At 63.0% G+C, this 14,832-nt stretch carries 12 protein-coding genes and 1 tRNA gene; 6 read left to right on the top strand and 7 right to left on the bottom strand.

The features are described 5' to 3' along the window. Nucleotides 1–157: 157 nt before the first annotated feature. Complete coding sequence (locus tag BANT918_RS13205; protein WP_233430486.1) at nucleotides 158–1,273, bottom strand: diacylglycerol/lipid kinase family protein; 1,116 nt, start codon at nucleotides 1,271–1,273, stop codon at nucleotides 158–160. A gap of 119 nt (nucleotides 1,274–1,392) precedes the next feature. Between BANT918_RS13205 and serS the strand changes: the two genes are divergently transcribed. Beyond that, complete coding sequence (gene serS, locus BANT918_RS13200) at nucleotides 1,393–2,673, top strand: serine--tRNA ligase (protein ID WP_101620689.1); 1,281 nt, start codon at nucleotides 1,393–1,395, stop codon at nucleotides 2,671–2,673. 28 nt (nucleotides 2,674–2,701) lie between these two features. Then, complete coding sequence (locus tag BANT918_RS13195; RefSeq protein ID WP_101620688.1) at nucleotides 2,702–3,550, top strand: HAD family hydrolase; 849 nt, start codon at nucleotides 2,702–2,704, stop codon at nucleotides 3,548–3,550. A 3-nt stretch (nucleotides 3,551–3,553) separates the two neighbouring features. Here the strand turns inward: BANT918_RS13195 and BANT918_RS13190 are convergent, their stop codons facing one another. The 5 genes from BANT918_RS13190 to ilvA all read right to left on the bottom strand — a co-directional run bounded on the left by BANT918_RS13190 (nucleotide 3,554) and on the right by ilvA (nucleotide 8,008). Continuing rightward, nucleotides 3,554–4,390, bottom strand: a complete 837-nt coding sequence (locus BANT918_RS13190; protein ID WP_233429399.1) for a Cof-type HAD-IIB family hydrolase — start codon at nucleotides 4,388–4,390, stop codon at nucleotides 3,554–3,556. Beyond that, entirely contained in the window at nucleotides 4,387–4,941 is a 555-nt protein-coding gene (locus BANT918_RS13185; protein WP_101620687.1) for a hypothetical protein, read from the bottom strand. The genes BANT918_RS13190 and BANT918_RS13185 overlap by 4 nt, the downstream gene beginning before the upstream one ends. Next, complete coding sequence (locus BANT918_RS13180; protein WP_101620686.1) at nucleotides 4,938–5,537, bottom strand: proteasome activator; 600 nt, start codon at nucleotides 5,535–5,537, stop codon at nucleotides 4,938–4,940. Before BANT918_RS13180 ends, BANT918_RS13185 begins: the two co-directional genes overlap by 4 nt. A 61-nt stretch (nucleotides 5,538–5,598) precedes the next feature. Then, nucleotides 5,599–6,627 (bottom strand): NAD(P)H-quinone oxidoreductase, encoded by a 1,029-nt coding sequence (locus tag BANT918_RS13175; RefSeq protein ID WP_101620685.1) that lies wholly within the window; start codon nucleotides 6,625–6,627, stop codon nucleotides 5,599–5,601. 94 nt (nucleotides 6,628–6,721) lie between these two features. After that, a complete protein-coding gene (ilvA, locus tag BANT918_RS13170; protein ID WP_101620684.1) occupies nucleotides 6,722–8,008 on the bottom strand; it encodes a threonine ammonia-lyase IlvA in 1,287 nt (428 codons plus the stop codon). 204 nt (nucleotides 8,009–8,212) lie between these two features. Here ilvA and BANT918_RS13165 point away from each other — a divergent pair, with 204 nt between their 5' ends. Both BANT918_RS13165 and BANT918_RS13160 read left to right on the top strand, forming a co-directional pair. Beyond that, nucleotides 8,213–10,219 carry a maltokinase N-terminal cap-like domain-containing protein gene (locus BANT918_RS13165; protein ID WP_101620683.1) on the top strand — a complete coding sequence of 669 codons (2,007 nt, stop codon included), beginning with the start codon at nucleotides 8,213–8,215 and terminating at the stop codon, nucleotides 10,217–10,219. A gap of 102 nt (nucleotides 10,220–10,321) precedes the next feature. Beyond that, a tRNA-Ser gene (locus tag BANT918_RS13160) sits at nucleotides 10,322–10,412 on the top strand. Between the two features lie 328 nt (nucleotides 10,413–10,740). Here BANT918_RS13160 and BANT918_RS13155 read toward each other — a convergent pair. Beyond that, the gene (locus BANT918_RS13155; RefSeq protein WP_101620682.1) at nucleotides 10,741–12,114 is read right to left on the bottom strand and encodes an APC family permease; all 1,374 of its coding nucleotides are present in this window, start codon (nucleotides 12,112–12,114) and stop codon (nucleotides 10,741–10,743) included. Nucleotides 12,115–12,506: 392 nt separating this feature from the next. Here BANT918_RS13155 and BANT918_RS13150 point away from each other — a divergent pair, with 392 nt between their 5' ends. Both BANT918_RS13150 and BANT918_RS13145 read left to right on the top strand, forming a co-directional pair. Beyond that, entirely contained in the window at nucleotides 12,507–13,649 is a 1,143-nt protein-coding gene (locus BANT918_RS13150; RefSeq protein ID WP_233430484.1) for an MBL fold metallo-hydrolase, read from the top strand. Between the two features lie 34 nt (nucleotides 13,650–13,683). Then, nucleotides 13,684–14,826 carry a C45 family autoproteolytic acyltransferase/hydolase gene (locus BANT918_RS13145; protein WP_101620681.1) on the top strand — a complete coding sequence of 381 codons (1,143 nt, stop codon included), beginning with the start codon at nucleotides 13,684–13,686 and terminating at the stop codon, nucleotides 14,824–14,826. Nucleotides 14,827–14,832: the final 6 nt, after the last annotated feature.

Below are 14,832 nucleotides of genomic sequence, written 5' to 3'. Positions count from 1 at the left end.
GGATTCTCTAAACTATTTGCGTAAGTTTTGTTCAGTGGTATTTGCAGTAACACTTTGGTGAACAAAGAGTGCGCAGTGAAACACTCCCGTGATGTAACTATTGGGTAACCACCGGTGCCGTCACTGGGCCCCGCCCTCAGGCCAGCCGGGCCCGCCCTCAGATGGGCCAGGCCTCGGCGCGGATCTGCTTGCGCTGCTCCACGGTGGGCACGCGAACCGTCAGCGCTGCGGGCATGACCTCCATCGCCAGATATCCTGACTGGCCGATCGGATCTCCGTCCAGCTGCACATCGAGTTCCTCGCCGGATTCGATGACGACCTTCTGGCACTTGCGAATGTCCGTGTGCAGACCCTTCGAGGTCTTCCGGCCCAGCACGGAGGCCAGGACGCCGACCCACTGGCCCAGGTTCTTCGGGCTGACGATGAGGACGTCGAGCATCCCGTCATCGATGACAGCCTGGGGCAGCAGCTGAATGCCGCCCTGCAACTTTCCGCAGTTGCCGCCGAGGACCGAACGCACGCGGGCCGAGACCCGATAGTCGTCGTCGAAGGTCACCTTCACCTGGCTGGGTCGACCGACGAGCTTCCGGGACCCGGCTTCGACATAGGCCAACCAGCCCAGGCGGGACTTGAGGTCGGAATTGGTGTCGGCCATGACGGCCGCATCGAACCCGAGTCCCGTCATCACGGTGAACACGTGAGTGTCCCCATCCTCGGCGGTCTTCGCGGTTCCGACGTCGATCTTCCGGTTGCGGCCCCACAGTGCGATGCGCAGCGCCCACTCGGTCTTGTCGAGGACGATGTCGAGGTTTCGCGACAGCAGATTCCCCGTTCCCAGTGGGACGATCCCCATCGGTGTCTCTGACCCGGCCAGCGCCGAGGCGACTGCGCGGACCGTGCCATCACCGCCGGCGGCGATGACGACGTCGACCCCCTCATCGAGTGCGCGGGAAGTGGCTCCCTCACCGGAATCCTCTGGTGTGGTCTCGATGACCAACGGCGGGTTCCAGCCTTCGAAACGGCAGATCGCCTCGGCGGTCGAGGATAGTCTGCTGACATCGGCCTTGGTGGGGTTGACGACGAGGGCGGCCCGGTAGCGACTGGAGAGCTCGATCTCAGTCGACTCAGAGTCAGTGCCGCGGGCATACTGTCGAACTCGGCTCAGCGCACGACGCGTCCCGATGCGGTGGCCGACGAAGAACGCGACGACCAGCACAACGATGATGCCGGCGACGACGAACCACGTCATCATGGGGTCTAAAGCAATGGTCATGCCTCAAATTTACAGTGCCCAACTTGGGTGGGAGTTGGTCACCCACCTCTGGCGCGCCGCTGACCCTCCTACGAGCCCGCCGAATATCGAAAAGACTCCCATACCGTTAAGCTGAGAGGGTGATCGATCTAGCGCTCCTCAGAGAAAACCCGGACCTGTTCAAGGCATCGCAGGAGGCCCGCGGCTCGTCCGTCGACCTCGTTGACGAAGTCCTCGCCGCGGATTCCGCACGCCGCTCTGCCATCACCACTTATGAGGACGCGCGCGCCGATCAGAAGTCCTTCTCCGCTCAGATCGCGAAAGCGGCCAAAGACCACAAGCCTGCGCTTATCGCAGAGGGCAAAGAGAAATCTACCAAGGTCAAGGCTCTGCAGGCCGAGTCCGAAGAAGCGAGCTTTGCGTTCGACAAGCTTGCAGGCAAGCTTCCGAACCTCATCGTCGAGGGCATCCCCTCCGGTGGCGAAGAGAACTTCGTGACCCTGAAGACTGTCGGCGAACCACGCGACTTCAGCACCGACGGCTTCGAGCCTGCCGACCACCTGGAGATCGGTGAGACGCTCAAGGCGATCGACACCTCGCGTGGCACCAAGGTTTCGGGCTCGCGCTTCCACTACCTCACTGGATTCGGCGCCAAGCTGGAAATGGCCCTGCTCAACCTGGCCCGGGATGTGGCCGAAGAAGCCGGTTTCATCCCGACCATCACGCCCACTCTGGTCAAGCCCGAAGTCATGCGCGGCACCGGCTTCCTCGGCGAGCACGCCGACGAAATCTACCGACTCGAGGCCGATGACCTGTTCCTCGTCGGCACTTCTGAAGTGCCCCTGGCCGGACTCCACATGGACGAGATCGTCGATCTGACCGACGGCCCGCTGCGCTACGCCGGAATCTCCTCCTGCTACCGCCGTGAGGCTGGTTCCTACGGCAAAGACACCCGCGGAATCATCCGCGTCCACCAGTTCCAGAAGGTGGAGATGTTCGCCTACGTCGAGGTCGAGAACGCCGAGGCTGAACACGAGCGCATGCTGTCCCTGCAGGAGAAGATGCTGGGCCTGTGTGAACTTCCCTACCGCGTCATCGACACCGCCGCCGGGGACCTCGGCGACTCTGCGGCACGCAAGTTCGACTGCGAAGCCTGGGTGCCGACACAGGGCACTTACCGCGAGCTGACCTCGACCTCGAACTGCACGACCTTCCAGGCACGCCGCCTGCAGGTCCGCGAACGCTACGACGGCGCCACCCGCCCCGTCGCCACACTCAACGGAACCATGGCCAACACCCGCTGGCTCGTCCCGATCCTGGAGAACCACCAGCAGGCAGACGGTTCGGTCACGGTTCCCGCGGCACTGCGCCCCTACCTCGGCGGCATGGTCGCCCAGGGGCCAGAGGGCCCGCGCTACTGAAGTCCCATTCCTCAAGCTTGGAGAGAAATTGTCCAAACACCTCATCGCGCTCGACATCGACGGCACCGTCGTCAACTACGATGGTTCACTGTCCGAGCCTGTCCGTGAGGTGCTGACGCAGCTCGTCGAAGCCGGTCATCACCTTGTCATCTCCACCGGGCGGGCACTGCCCGGAGCACTAGAGGTCGTACACGCACTCGACCTCAAAGAAGGGTTCGTCGTCTGCTCGAACGGGTCCGTCGTCGTCAAACTCGACCCGGCTTCGCCGTTGGGCTGGGAGATGCACCACGTCGTGTCGTTCGATCCCAAGGACGCACTGGAGAAGATGTACGAAGCACTGCCGAACGCATTGTTCCTCGTTGAGGACCCCGACCTGCACCGGTGGGCTTCAGGGCCGTTCCCCGCGGGTGAGCTCGCGGAATCGGACACTCTCGACATCGTCGACTTCGAGCAGCTCCTCGAGAAGACCGCCACCCGCATCGTGATGCGTGAGGTCAACGGCACTGCGGAGGAATTCGCCGAGGCTGTCGATCGTCTCGGTCTCCACGAAGTCAGCTATTCGGTGGGGTGGAGCAACTGGCTCGACATCGCCCCCGATGGGGTCTCGAAGGCCAGCGGCCTCGAGCTTGTCGAGTCCGAGCTCGGCGTTGACCACGAACTGACCATCTGTGCCGGCGACGGACTCAATGACATCGAAATGATCGAATGGGCCCACCACGCGATCGTCATGGGACAGTCGAAGGATGTACTCAAGCAGCGTGCCTCCGTCGTGACGAAATCGGTCGACGACGATGGCCTGGCCGTGGCTCTCGTCGACTACTTCGACCTCGACCGCGAGGTGCTCTCACTCAGCGGTTCCCGCGACACCCACGCCTGAGGTTCAGCGCGAGGTGCGAGCGTCGAGCACGGCACCCAGATAGCGTGCGACGCCATCCTTTTCGACTGCATCGGTGACGGTGGCTGCGCAGTCCTTCACTGACTGCAGCGCATTGCCCATGGCGACGCCGTGGGCGGCCCAGGTCAGCATCTCGATGTCGTTGGGCATATCCCCGAACGCCATCACCTGTTCGCGAGCCACGCCCAGGTGGTCGCACATGCTCTCGAGCGTCTTCGCCTTCGTGACACCTGCTGGAGCCAGTTCGACGAGCCCGTTGACCGGGTCGGAGAACGAAGCATGGCAGTTGGCGGCGACGAGGGGATCGAGCAGATCGTGGAGAGCCTCTGAATCGTCGGAGCCGATGCTGACGAGGATCTTCACGACGTCACGTGTGGCCAGCTCCGACAGATCCTCCATCACGTGGGCTTGTCGGGGATTGCGCGAGATGAAGTTCTGGTCCACGAAGCCGCCGGTGAGCGTCTCGAATGCAAAATGCGTCTCTGGATGGGAAGAGGTGATCGTGGAGACGATCTCCTCGACGTCGGAGAAATCGATGGTGTGAGCCGACACCACACTCGCCGAGGCGATGTCATAGACGACTGCTCCGTTGAGGCAGATGACGGGACCGAGGTCGGGGATCTGTGCGGCGATCGCCTCCAGCCACCTGATCGGTCTGCCTGTGACGAGGACGAAGGGGATGCCCATGTTCTGGCAGCGGTGGATCGCATCGATCGTGGCTGCGGAGATGGGTTTCCAGTCAAGCAGAAGCGTGCCGTCGATATCGCTGGCGACGAGGCCGAGGTCGAAGTCCTCAGGCGGTGTCATCATCTGTCCGGTCATGATTCGGGTGCTCCGTCAGGTCCATTCGATAGGTGTGTTCTTCCAGCTCCGGCGAGGTTTCCCTGGGCGCGATCGAGCAGCTGTGCAGCATCGGAGATGAACCGCTCGGTCGCTTTGGCGCTCGGGCTGATTGATCGCCCGGCGATGATCTCCGTGCGGGCCATCGATGCGGCGAGCACCGCCTCGGCGACCTTCGAAGAGGCTCTGGTCAGAAGTTCCGGAGTGTCACCGATAGCGTGACGGGTGTGGCCGGGAACGACCTGCCCGGAGACCGGGTGATGGGCGTGCAGCCACCCGGTGATCTCGTCGACGGCCGGCACCAGATCATTGAGGTGCTGCGTCCCATCGATGATCATGTTCGCGTCGGCGGATGGACTCTGTCCCTCAGGCAGCAGTTCGTGGATCGCCACGCAGGTGGTGTAATAGCGGTCGACGGCGCGGATGAACCTGTCGCGGTTGTGTCGCCAGAGTCCAGTGCCGAACTGCTGGTCAGGGCCTTTGCGCGACGAGGATCCGCCCGGCTTGCGCAGCCCGGAGAAGATGTTCTTCACAGGTAGTTTCCCGTGCGACGGCCCTCGGTATCGTCCTGATCCTGGCCGTTCGTGGCTGCGGTCTGCGCAGTCCCAGGTGCCACCCTTCCCGGTGGCAGCCGCCCATGTTCGCTGCGTTCCTGCTGAGCCATAGCCTGCTGCGCCATGATCGCAGTCTGAATGCCGTGGAAAAGTCCCTCCAGCCAGCCGACCAGCTGGGCCTGAGCGATGCGCAGCTCGGAGTTCGTCGGAGGTCCATCACTCGTGTCGAAGGGCAGATCGAGGCGTTCGAGTTCATCGATGAGATCCTTGGACAATCCGTCTTCGAGCTCGTCGATCGACCGGCGGTGGATCTTCGCCAGACGCTCGCGACCCTTCTCATCGAGATCGGTGCGGCGGACCTCTTCGAGGAGCTGCTTGACCATGGTCCCGATCCGCATCACCTTAGCGGGGGAGGAGACATCGACCGGCGATGAGGACTCCGCGACGAAATCCCCTGCAGGGCTCGTCGGCTGACCGGGAGTGCTCACGGACTGACCGGGGGCGTTGCCCGGCTGCTCCGGGGCGTCCCCTGGCTGATCGGAGGAGCTCTCGGACTGATCGGGATTGCTGGTCATGATCGGACACCTACTTCCTGCGCTGAGACTCAGACATGCTCGACCCCAGCCTCATTGAACCTCAGACGTGCTGTGCTGATTTCGCGGCCGGTGCTGACTCGTCGACGATGAGCAGCACCTTTCCGATGCTCGCGCCCTCTTCCAAAGCGGCATGTGCCTTCGGCGCCTCGGACAGCGGCATCGTCTCATGGATGATCGGGCGGATATCGCCTGAGATCACGGCCGGCCACAACTGTGCGGCCACCTCGGCGACGATTTCGATCTTCTGTTCCTTGGGGCGGGCCCGAAGCGTCGTTCCCGCAACCGACTTGCGCGGCTGCATGAGCGAGGCGATGCTGAGTTCGGCCTTCGCTCCGCCCTGCATGCCGATGATGACGAGGCGCCCGTCGGTGCCCAGTGCCTTGATGTTGGACTTCAGATACTTCGCGCCGATGATGTCGAGGATGACGTCGGCGCCGGTGGAACCGTCGGGGCGAACGCAGATGTCGTGGACACGTTCGACGAAGTCCTCGTCGCGATAGTTGATGACGGCATCGGCGCCGAGGCCGCGGCAGAATTCGGCCTTGCGCTCGGACCCGACCGTGACGACGATCTTCACCCCGAGGTGCGCAGCGATCTGGATTGCGGCCGTGCCGATTCCCGATCCGCCGCCGTGGACGAGAAGCCATTCGCCGGCCTGGATGTTGGCGTTGCCGACGATATTGGAATGGACCGTGGACAGGACCTCCGGCAGGCCAGCGGCCGCGGTGAGGTCGAGGCTTTCCGGCACGCGGAGGAGCTGACCTGCCGGAACAGGGACCGACTCGGCGTATCCGCCACCTGAGAGCAGGGCGGCGACGCGGTCGCCGACCTGCCAGCCGGTGACGTCGGAGCCGAGTTCCGCGATCGTTCCCGAGACCTCGAGACCGGGGATCAGCGTGGCGCCGGCGGGTGGGTCGTAGAAGCCCTGGCGCTGGAGCAGATCGGCACGGTTGACGCCGGCTGCGTGCACTGTGACCAGAACTTCGTCGGCTGCGATGCCCGGGGTCGGTTCCTCGGTGACCCGGAGGACTTCTGGGCCGCCTGGAGTGGAAATCGTGATTGCTCGCATGATTCCACTCTAGTGGCTCCGGCGACTTTCGGCCGAGGCAGCTTCAGGCCCTGAGACCAGCTTCAGAGACCAGGTTCGACTGGGACGGCTGGCCTCAGGCGAAGAGACGGAACATCGGTGAGTTCTGGTGCACGCGTTCGATCTCAATCTGTGAGGCGTCCATGCGTTCCAGCAGGTTCGGCAGATCCTCGGCATAGCCGAGTTCGATGCCGACGAAAGCAGGTCCGGTCTCACGGTCGGAGCGTTTGACGTACTCGAACATCGCGATGTCGTCTTCGGGGCCGAGGATCTCGTTGAGGAAGCGACGCAGAGCACCGGGCTCCTGCGGGAAGTCGACGATGAAGTAGTGCTTGAGGCCCTCGTGGACGAGGGAGCGTTCGAGGATCTCCGGGTAGCGGGAGATGTCATTGTTGCCGCCGGAGACCAGGCAAACGACGGTTGATCCCGGTTCGATGGTGATCGGCTTGCCGGTTCCCGGTGCCCCGATTGCTGCTGAGGCGATGGCCCCGGATGGCTCGGCGATGATGCCGTCGACCTGGTACATGTCGAGCATCTCCGTCGCGATTGCGCCTTCGGCAACGGGGCGGACATCGACATCGAGGTCGGAGACGATGTCGTAGGTCAGTGCGCCGGCGCGCTTGACCGCAGTGCCGTCGGCGAACGGGTCGATGTTCTCCAAGGTCACAGGGCGCCCGGCCTTGAGCGCTGCGATCATCGACGCGGCACCCGCGGGTTCGGCACCGATGACGGTGGTACTCGGCAGGTTCTGGGCTGCGTAGGCCGCGATTCCGGAGATCACTCCGCCGCCGCCGACGGGCACGATGATGTAGTCGGGGGCGACTTCGAGTTGGGAGGCGATTTCCACGGCGACCGTTCCCTGGCCGGCGATGGTGCGCAGGTCATCGAATGCGGAGACGAGGAGAGCATCGTTGCGCTCGGCGTACCGGTGGGCCAGTGCCGATGCGTCGTCATAGGTGGAGCCGGAGATTTCGATCGTGACCCGGTCGCCGCCGAAATGGCGGACGCGTTCGATCTTCTGCCTCGGCGTGGTCTTGGGGACGAAGATGGTGCCTTGGATGCCGAGTTCCTTGCACGCGCGGGCGAAGCCCTGGGCGTGGTTGCCCGCCGAGGCGCACACGACTCCGCGGGCACGCTCGGTCTCGTCGAGCTGAAGCATGAAGTTGAAAGCACCGCGGATCTTGTACGACCGCACCATCTGCAGGTCCTCGCGCTTGAGGTAGACGGTGGAGCCGGTGGCGGCGGACAGCCGCTCCGAAACCTGCAGAGGAGACATGATCACGGAGTCGGCAATTCGCGTCGCGGCCGCCTCGACCTCGTTCGCGAGTGTTTGCTGCTGGGGTGACACGTCTTTTTTCAACACGACTCCATTGTGCTCCTACTGTCTTGGCCTTGTGCAACTCGTTCCGGGATAAGGACACCAGGCAGGCGGCCCACCGGCACGCCGCTGAGGCCTGGAAGACGCGGAATCCGGCGCGGAGTTGATGATTTCGGGTGCGCCCTGAACAGCGCGAAGGACGTAACATGATTGGATGGAAGATGCCCGTAATTCCTTCAAGGAGGCGACATGGCCATCAGCAGTGAGCTGGAGCAACTGTTAGCCGGCTGGATACCTCGGCAGTCGTGGTTTCCCAAGCTCGCCGCAGATTTCGGAACCGACCCCGATATCACCCCGATGTCAGTGGCTCGCGCCTTTGTCTACAAGGCCGAGGAGCTTGGTGGATTCGCCGGTCTCGTGACCGTGATCTCTGTCGGTGACGGAACGACTCTGCGTCGGCTCAACATTCCGCTCTCACTGCGCGGAGTCGAAGACATCCACCTGCGCAAGTCGCTGATTGGTCAGATCGACGACCTGGCGCTGGGGCACGTCTTCGTTTACGACGGCGCGGCAGACCCTGTGTTCGTCAATCTCATGGCTGACGCGATCACCAAGCGCAAGGTCTTCGACGGCGGGCAGCTGAGCACAGAATCGCTGCGCCACAGCCAGGAGAAGGCAGCATCACGGGACAAGCAGCCCGCACAGTCTTCAGTACCCGCACAGTCGGCTGCGCCTCAGTCCGCCGACGCCACCGCCGAGGTGGTCCCACCGAAGCCGTCGAAGGCTGCGCTGGTCACGGACTCCCGTGAAGAGCTGCCCATCGACATCCGCCCCATCGAGGTCGCCGATGCAGGCGCCCACAAATCGACGGTCATCATCCACGATGAGTACGAGCCGATGGAACTCAGCTTCTTCCGTGTACTGGAGAACGGGATGCCGTCATCGCTGACGATCCCGGTTCTGCTCACGGAGGCGGGCTCCCGCAGCGTCCCCGAAGTCATCGGCTGGGGCTCGGGCCGGTGGTATGACATGTTCGAAGTCACCGAGATGGAAGCTCCGATGGCGCTGCTGTCCCATGTGGACGTCGACGCCGAACCTGCTTGGCGCGAAGCAGTGGACATCGTGTGCGCCGTCGATTCGGGATCGATCGGTGCCTACAACGCTCAGGCCGCAGAGATGGGTCGGCGCATCGGCGAGCTCCACTCCGACATGGCCGCCGAATTCGGCATCGTCGAAGGCCGGGGAGAGCCGACGAAGCTCCTGGCCAAGAAGTGGATCGAACGCATCGATTGGGCGCTGGGCCGTGCTCCTCTGGCCCTGGATTCCCTGGTGCCCGAGCTGCGTGCCCACCGTGCGAAGCTGCAGTCACTGGAGACGATCGGTGTGCTGCAGAAGATCCATGGTGAGCTGACTCTTGATCACGTGGTGAGCTCAGGAACCGACGGATACTCGGTTGTGAAGTTCACGGACTCGACGAACTCGGATCCGAAGCCGGTGGCACTGGACCTGGTGGCTTTGCTGCGCAGCGTCGACTACGCGGCCGGGTTTGCCCGTCTGCAGCGGACCGGCGAGCTCGACTCCGAGGACGGCGGACTCGTCGTCAACGGCTTCGGCAACGACGCGTCTGCGCTGCGGACCATCTACGATTCCCCGGAATTCCTCTGGGCCTCGCAGGTGCAGAACTCGCTGCTCAGCGGGTACTCCCGCGCTCGTGGCGAAAGCCTGGGCCTCGGGGACCCCGTATTGCGCGCGGCCCTCATCGACAGGTTGCTCGTCGAGGTTGTCACCGAACTGCGCAATCGTCCGAACTGGCTCTCGGTTCCGCTCTCGACCCTGGCCCTGGTGCTCAAGGGCAAGCCGGCTCGTTCCGGCGACACTCCCGCCGAGGCGGAGCTCAGTGTTCCTGCGACTGCCGCGGAAGCTTCGAGTGCAGACGCCGAACCTCAGCCACGCCCCACGGCCCAGCAGGAGAAGACGGCGCAGACGAGTGGTGCTGCCAGGCAGAGTAAGATTCGTCGCCCGAGCCCCGCTGAACTTTCAGAGACGGTCGATGAGGAGTTCGAGGACGAAGAGGACGAGTTCGTCGTCTCGCCCGTTCCTGCTACGTTCGCTGCACGCGGCGCCACCTCGGAGGATTCGGATTCGACTGGTCGCCACGTCGTGGACGAGGGAAAGCACGAGAAGCCGCAGACTGACGATTCCGAGAAGTCGCTCACCGATGACTCTGAGCAGGACAGCGACTCGGGGAAGCATTGACGCCAGTCCTTAGGGAATCGATTAGCGCAAGACAATCGGTGTGTGAGAAACTGTTGTGGCTCAGCCTCGCGCTGAGCAGGCCGTGGTTCATGACGAACCCTTGGAAGCGTGTCCGAGCGGCCGAAGGAGATGGTCTTGAAAACCATTGAGCGGCAACCCCGCTCCGTGGGTTCGAATCCCACCGCTTCCGCCAAGTGAAAGTCCCCGTTCGCATCGTGAAAACGATAGCGAACGGGGACTTTTCTTCATCTCAGACGATTACCATCACGCCTGCGAGCCTGCGAGCCTGCGAGCCTGCGAGCCTGTGGACCTGTGGACCTGTGGACCTGTGGACCTGTGGACCTGACCGTCCCCGTCCTTGAACACAACACGTTTCATCAGCCCGGGTTGCAGGCCGTCAATCTGGCGACAGGGATTGCGCAGCCCGGTGATCACGATCCTGGCGGCCCCGATTGTCGGCTGTGCGAGCTTCCCGAATCTGCACGTCGAGTCAGATGGGCCGATCGTTTCGACCCGGGACCCTACTCAGTAGCGGCCTCCGGTTCGGACATCTCCGCATCGGCTTCGGGGTCATCGAAGCTGCGGACTGTGCGCTTGAAGCCACGGGTCAGCACGGCCAGATAGATGATCCCGATGGCCAGCCAGATCGCGCCGCCGATCAGTGCGGTCTCATGCAGACTCACCCACAGCACCCCGGTCAGTATTGCGCCGATCGCCGGCATCACCACGTAGTTGAACGCCGACTTGAAGTCGACGACCTGCCTGGTGCGGAAGGCGAAGTGCGCGATGACCGTGAGGTTGACGAAAGTGAAGGCGATGAGCGCTCCGAAGTTGATCAGCGCGGAGATGAATTCGAGGCTGAACGACATTGCCAGCAGACACACCGCGCCGACCAGGATGATGTTGAACATCGGAGTGTGCGTCTTCGGATTGATGTAGCCGAAAGCCTTGCGTGGCAGCACGCCATTGCGCCCCATCACCAGCAGCATGCGAGAGACCGACGCGTGGGAGGCCAGGCCGGAGGCGATCGTCGCGGCGAAGGCCGCTGCAAGGAAAAAGCCCAAAAAGACGGGCCCCCCGGTAAGTAGGCCGATCTCCGGCAGAGGGTCATCAACGATGTTGAACTGCGAATTGTCGGGGAAGAGCTGCTGCGCGAAGTAGCTGGCAGTGAGGAAGATCAGGCCACCGGAGACCACCGTGAGCAGAATTGCCTTGGGCATGAGGTTCACATGTTTGGCCTCGTTGGTGTACATCGTCACGGCGTCGAAGCCGATGAAGGAGAAGCAGACCACGGTGGCGCCGGTGAGCAGCGCGGACATGTGCACACCCTCATGCATGAAGGGCTCGGGGCTGAAGACGATCCCGGAACCTTCCCCGTTGGTCAGATTGACGACGGCGATGACGCAGAAGAGAGCAACCATGACGATGGCGAAGATCAGCAGAACAGCGTTGAAGTTTGCAGTCCCGCGCATGGAGGTGGCGACGATGCCGGTCATGATCACGGTGTAGAGGACCACCCACACCCAGGGTGGGGCATCGGGGACGAGTGATTCCATATACAGCCGCGCGATGAGGCAGTTGACCATCGGCAGCAGCAGATAGTCCATGAGCGAGGTCCAGCCGACCAGGAACCCGAGTCCTGGGCTCATGGTTTCGCGAGTGTATGTGTAGGCCGAACCGGCGGTGGGGAAGACCTTGACCATTTTGCCGTAGCTGAAGGCCGTGAAGATCATGACGATGAGCGCGATGAGGTACGCGGCGGGTACTGCACCGTTGGTTTCTCCCGACACGATTCCGAACGTATCGAAGACCACCGTCGGCGTCATATATCCGAGACCGAGCCCGACGATGGACCACAGCCCGAGGTTGCGTTTCAGTGAGCCTGACGCAGCCATACCAATCCTCTTCAATGAGTCTTGCCGGATGTTTCACCGATCGCACCCGACCGTGCATTCGCACAGGCGCAGAAGTGATCTGCGTCATAGATGCTATCCCTTCGGCAACCGAAAATGCAATCAATCCCACGGATCGAAACGAAATTTCCCCCGACGGCGCGTTGTCCGCAACGAATCCAGTAGCGTCTATTGCTGATTGCCAGCCGCGGTGCAACTCCGCGACCAGCAGCTCGCCGAAGTTGGTCGCCTATTCGCGGCACCTGTCCTTGCCTGTGGTGCCGGTCCCATCTCGCTGACCCCATCCCGTCTACCGAACGACCTTTCAGTAACAGCGAAAAGAGAGTAGGTTGATCAGCATTGGCAATGTGGGCCCTCAGATGCATGGGGCCGCAATGGTCCGGTCCCAAGTGGACCCGGCCATGATGCTCGACGAAGAGAGGCAACGGCGAACAATGGCGATCGAAACACTCAGTTCAGCGCAGTCGAAGGCGTGGAAGGACAGAGTTCTGCCCCCAGTGGAGAACGTGGCCTACGGTGTCTGGGCGATACCCGTCCCGATCCCGAACAACCCACTCGTCTACACCTACTGCTACGGAATCGCAGACGGCTCGGGCCTGATCCTCATCGATCCCGGTTGGGACGGCAAGGACCAATATCTGGCACTCACCTCGGCGCTGGATTCTCTGGGATTCACAGTCGCAAACGTGCACGGGATCGCCATCACCCACTACCACCGCGACCACATCGGGCTGGTTCCGGCACTGCTGAACAAGAATCCAGATATGTGGGTCGCCATGCACGGCGAAGATCTGCGCTCGATCAAACAGTTCTTCTCCAAGAGCGTGGACCTGGGCACCGGAGTTGACCCGAGTATCAACATCGCCCGCGCCTACGGCGTTCCCGAAGACCGCTGGGACGAGGTCGAGAGCCTCCAAGTCGGCAACAAGAAGGGCAAGGGCAGTGTCGGATCCAAGGATGATTTCGCACTGCTGATGAACAGTATGCCCGACACCATCACCATCCTCGAGGACGGCTCCGATCTGCCGCTGGAGTCCGGGGCCCTGCGGGCGCTGTGGACTCCTGGCCACACCTACGGTCATTCGGTCTTCATCCGCGACGAGGACCAGCTGCTGTTCTCAGGCGACCACGTGCTCCCCACGATCACTCCGAACATCGGGCTCGACAGCGGCGCGATCACGCACAGCCTCGGCGACTATCTGGGCTCTCTGGACAAAATCGGAAAGCTGGATGCAGAGGTGGCGGTCCTGCCCGCGCACGGGTTCCGCTTCCAGGGGCTCCACGACCGCAGGCGCGAACTCATCGACCATCATCAGCAGCGGCTGGGTGAGATCACCGCGCGCATGGACGCCACCGAGGATCACAGCGTCTACTCGATCGCGCAGGGCCTGCATTGGTCGCGCGGATTCGAATCCCTGCACAACTTCAACCTGTTCGCCGCCCTGGCGGAGACAGCCGCCCACATGCACTACCTGGATATCGACGTCGGAGTGGACTCGCTCGTCCCGCAGGTGTGAGGCGAACACGTCTACCTAAGAAGAGGAATCGTCCATGAGCACCGAATATGTTCCCGCCGCCGAGGTCAGGCCCGAGACCTTCACCGCCCGAGCCGCTGACCACGTCCAGCGTGGTGGCCAGCGCGGGCGTGAGCTGCGCACCGGCATCGAATCCGCAATCGCCGGCTACCGGCGCTACTTCGAATTCCTGTCCATCGCCGAGGCGGACGTCCGTGCCGCAGCCGGGTCGAGTCTCGCACGGCTCGAGGCGTGGTCCCCGGAAGCCGCCGAGGAGGTCGCGGCCGTGGCTGAGGGCGCGAAGGTTCCCGTCGGCGAGCTGATGGAGGTCATCGCCCGTACGGAGATCATGAGTCTGGCACCAGCCTCGGCGACGGAGTGCTCGACCGTGAGCTTCACCCGCCAGGGAGGCTCACTTGCGGCGCAGAACTGGGATTGGGCCGCCGACTTCTCGACGCTGTGGCACATCAATGATGTGGGAGCTGTGCCTGGCCAGCTGCATCACGTGGGCATCGCCGAATATGGGATGCTCGGCAAGATCGGACTCAACGAGGCCGGTGTCGGCGTTCTGCTCAACATCCTCAAACATGAGGGCGACGGGGTCGGGGGAGTGCCCATCCACATGATCCTCGAACGGGTCCTGTCAACGGCGACGACCCTGGACGAGACACTCGAAGTCATCCATTCGGCGCCGACGACGTCCTCGTCGATCATCACGGTGGTCACCGCCGACGAGGTGGTCCAGGTCGAGATCGCCAATGCCCAGAAGCGCGAGCTTCGAGCCGGAGATTCGAACTCATCACCGGGTGCCGAATCCGGTTCAGGATTCCTGCTGCACACGAACCACTTCCTCCACCCCGACCTCGTCCCCGGAAGCCTCGAGCTCAACGCGACGTCGACCTCACGGGCACGACACGCTCACCTTCAGCGGCGCCTGGAGGACTACTCCAGCCGAACCGGAGCATCCGGTGGTCCCGAGTCGACGGCCGATCTCATCGACATTCTGACCACCGGACCAGGCGAAGCGCCGGTGTCCTGCACTCCGGATCCCGGGGCCGCATATGGGGACCGGTCAGCGACCCTGGCCACTGTGCAGATCGACCCGAACCGCAAGCAGATCGACCTCGCTCCCGGTTCACCGGCAGATGGGATGCAGGGCAACCGTCGCTACCAGCTCTGAGCGGTC

Origin of the sequence: Brevibacterium antiquum CNRZ 918 (genome assembly GCF_900169145.1) — a bacterium.
GTDB lineage: Bacteria > Actinomycetota > Actinomycetes > Actinomycetales > Brevibacteriaceae > Brevibacterium > Brevibacterium koreense.
The sequence above is the reverse complement of the archived record's forward strand: the minus strand, read 5'-3'. Positions and strand labels throughout refer to the sequence as shown.

What these genes read in the sequence shown, in the direction of transcription:
- BANT918_RS13165 (WP_101620683.1), top strand. Translation starts at nt 8,213, where the DNA reads ATGGCCATCAGCAGTGAGCTGGAGCAACTGTTAGCCGGCTGGATACCT.
- BANT918_RS13190 (WP_233429399.1), bottom strand. Translation starts at nt 4,390, where the DNA reads ATGACCGGACAGATGATGACACCGCCTGAGGACTTCGACCTCGGCCTC.
- BANT918_RS13155 (WP_101620682.1), bottom strand. Translation starts at nt 12,114, where the DNA reads ATGGCTGCGTCAGGCTCACTGAAACGCAACCTCGGGCTGTGGTCCATC.
- BANT918_RS13150 (WP_233430484.1), top strand. Translation starts at nt 12,507, where the DNA reads ATGGTCCGGTCCCAAGTGGACCCGGCCATGATGCTCGACGAAGAGAGG.
- BANT918_RS13180 (WP_101620686.1), bottom strand. Translation starts at nt 5,537, where the DNA reads ATGACCAGCAATCCCGATCAGTCCGAGAGCTCCTCCGATCAGCCAGGG.
- BANT918_RS13145 (WP_101620681.1), top strand. Translation starts at nt 13,684, where the DNA reads ATGAGCACCGAATATGTTCCCGCCGCCGAGGTCAGGCCCGAGACCTTC.
- BANT918_RS13205 (WP_233430486.1), bottom strand. Translation starts at nt 1,273, where the DNA reads ATGACCATTGCTTTAGACCCCATGATGACGTGGTTCGTCGTCGCCGGC.
- BANT918_RS13175 (WP_101620685.1), bottom strand. Translation starts at nt 6,627, where the DNA reads ATGCGAGCAATCACGATTTCCACTCCAGGCGGCCCAGAAGTCCTCCGG.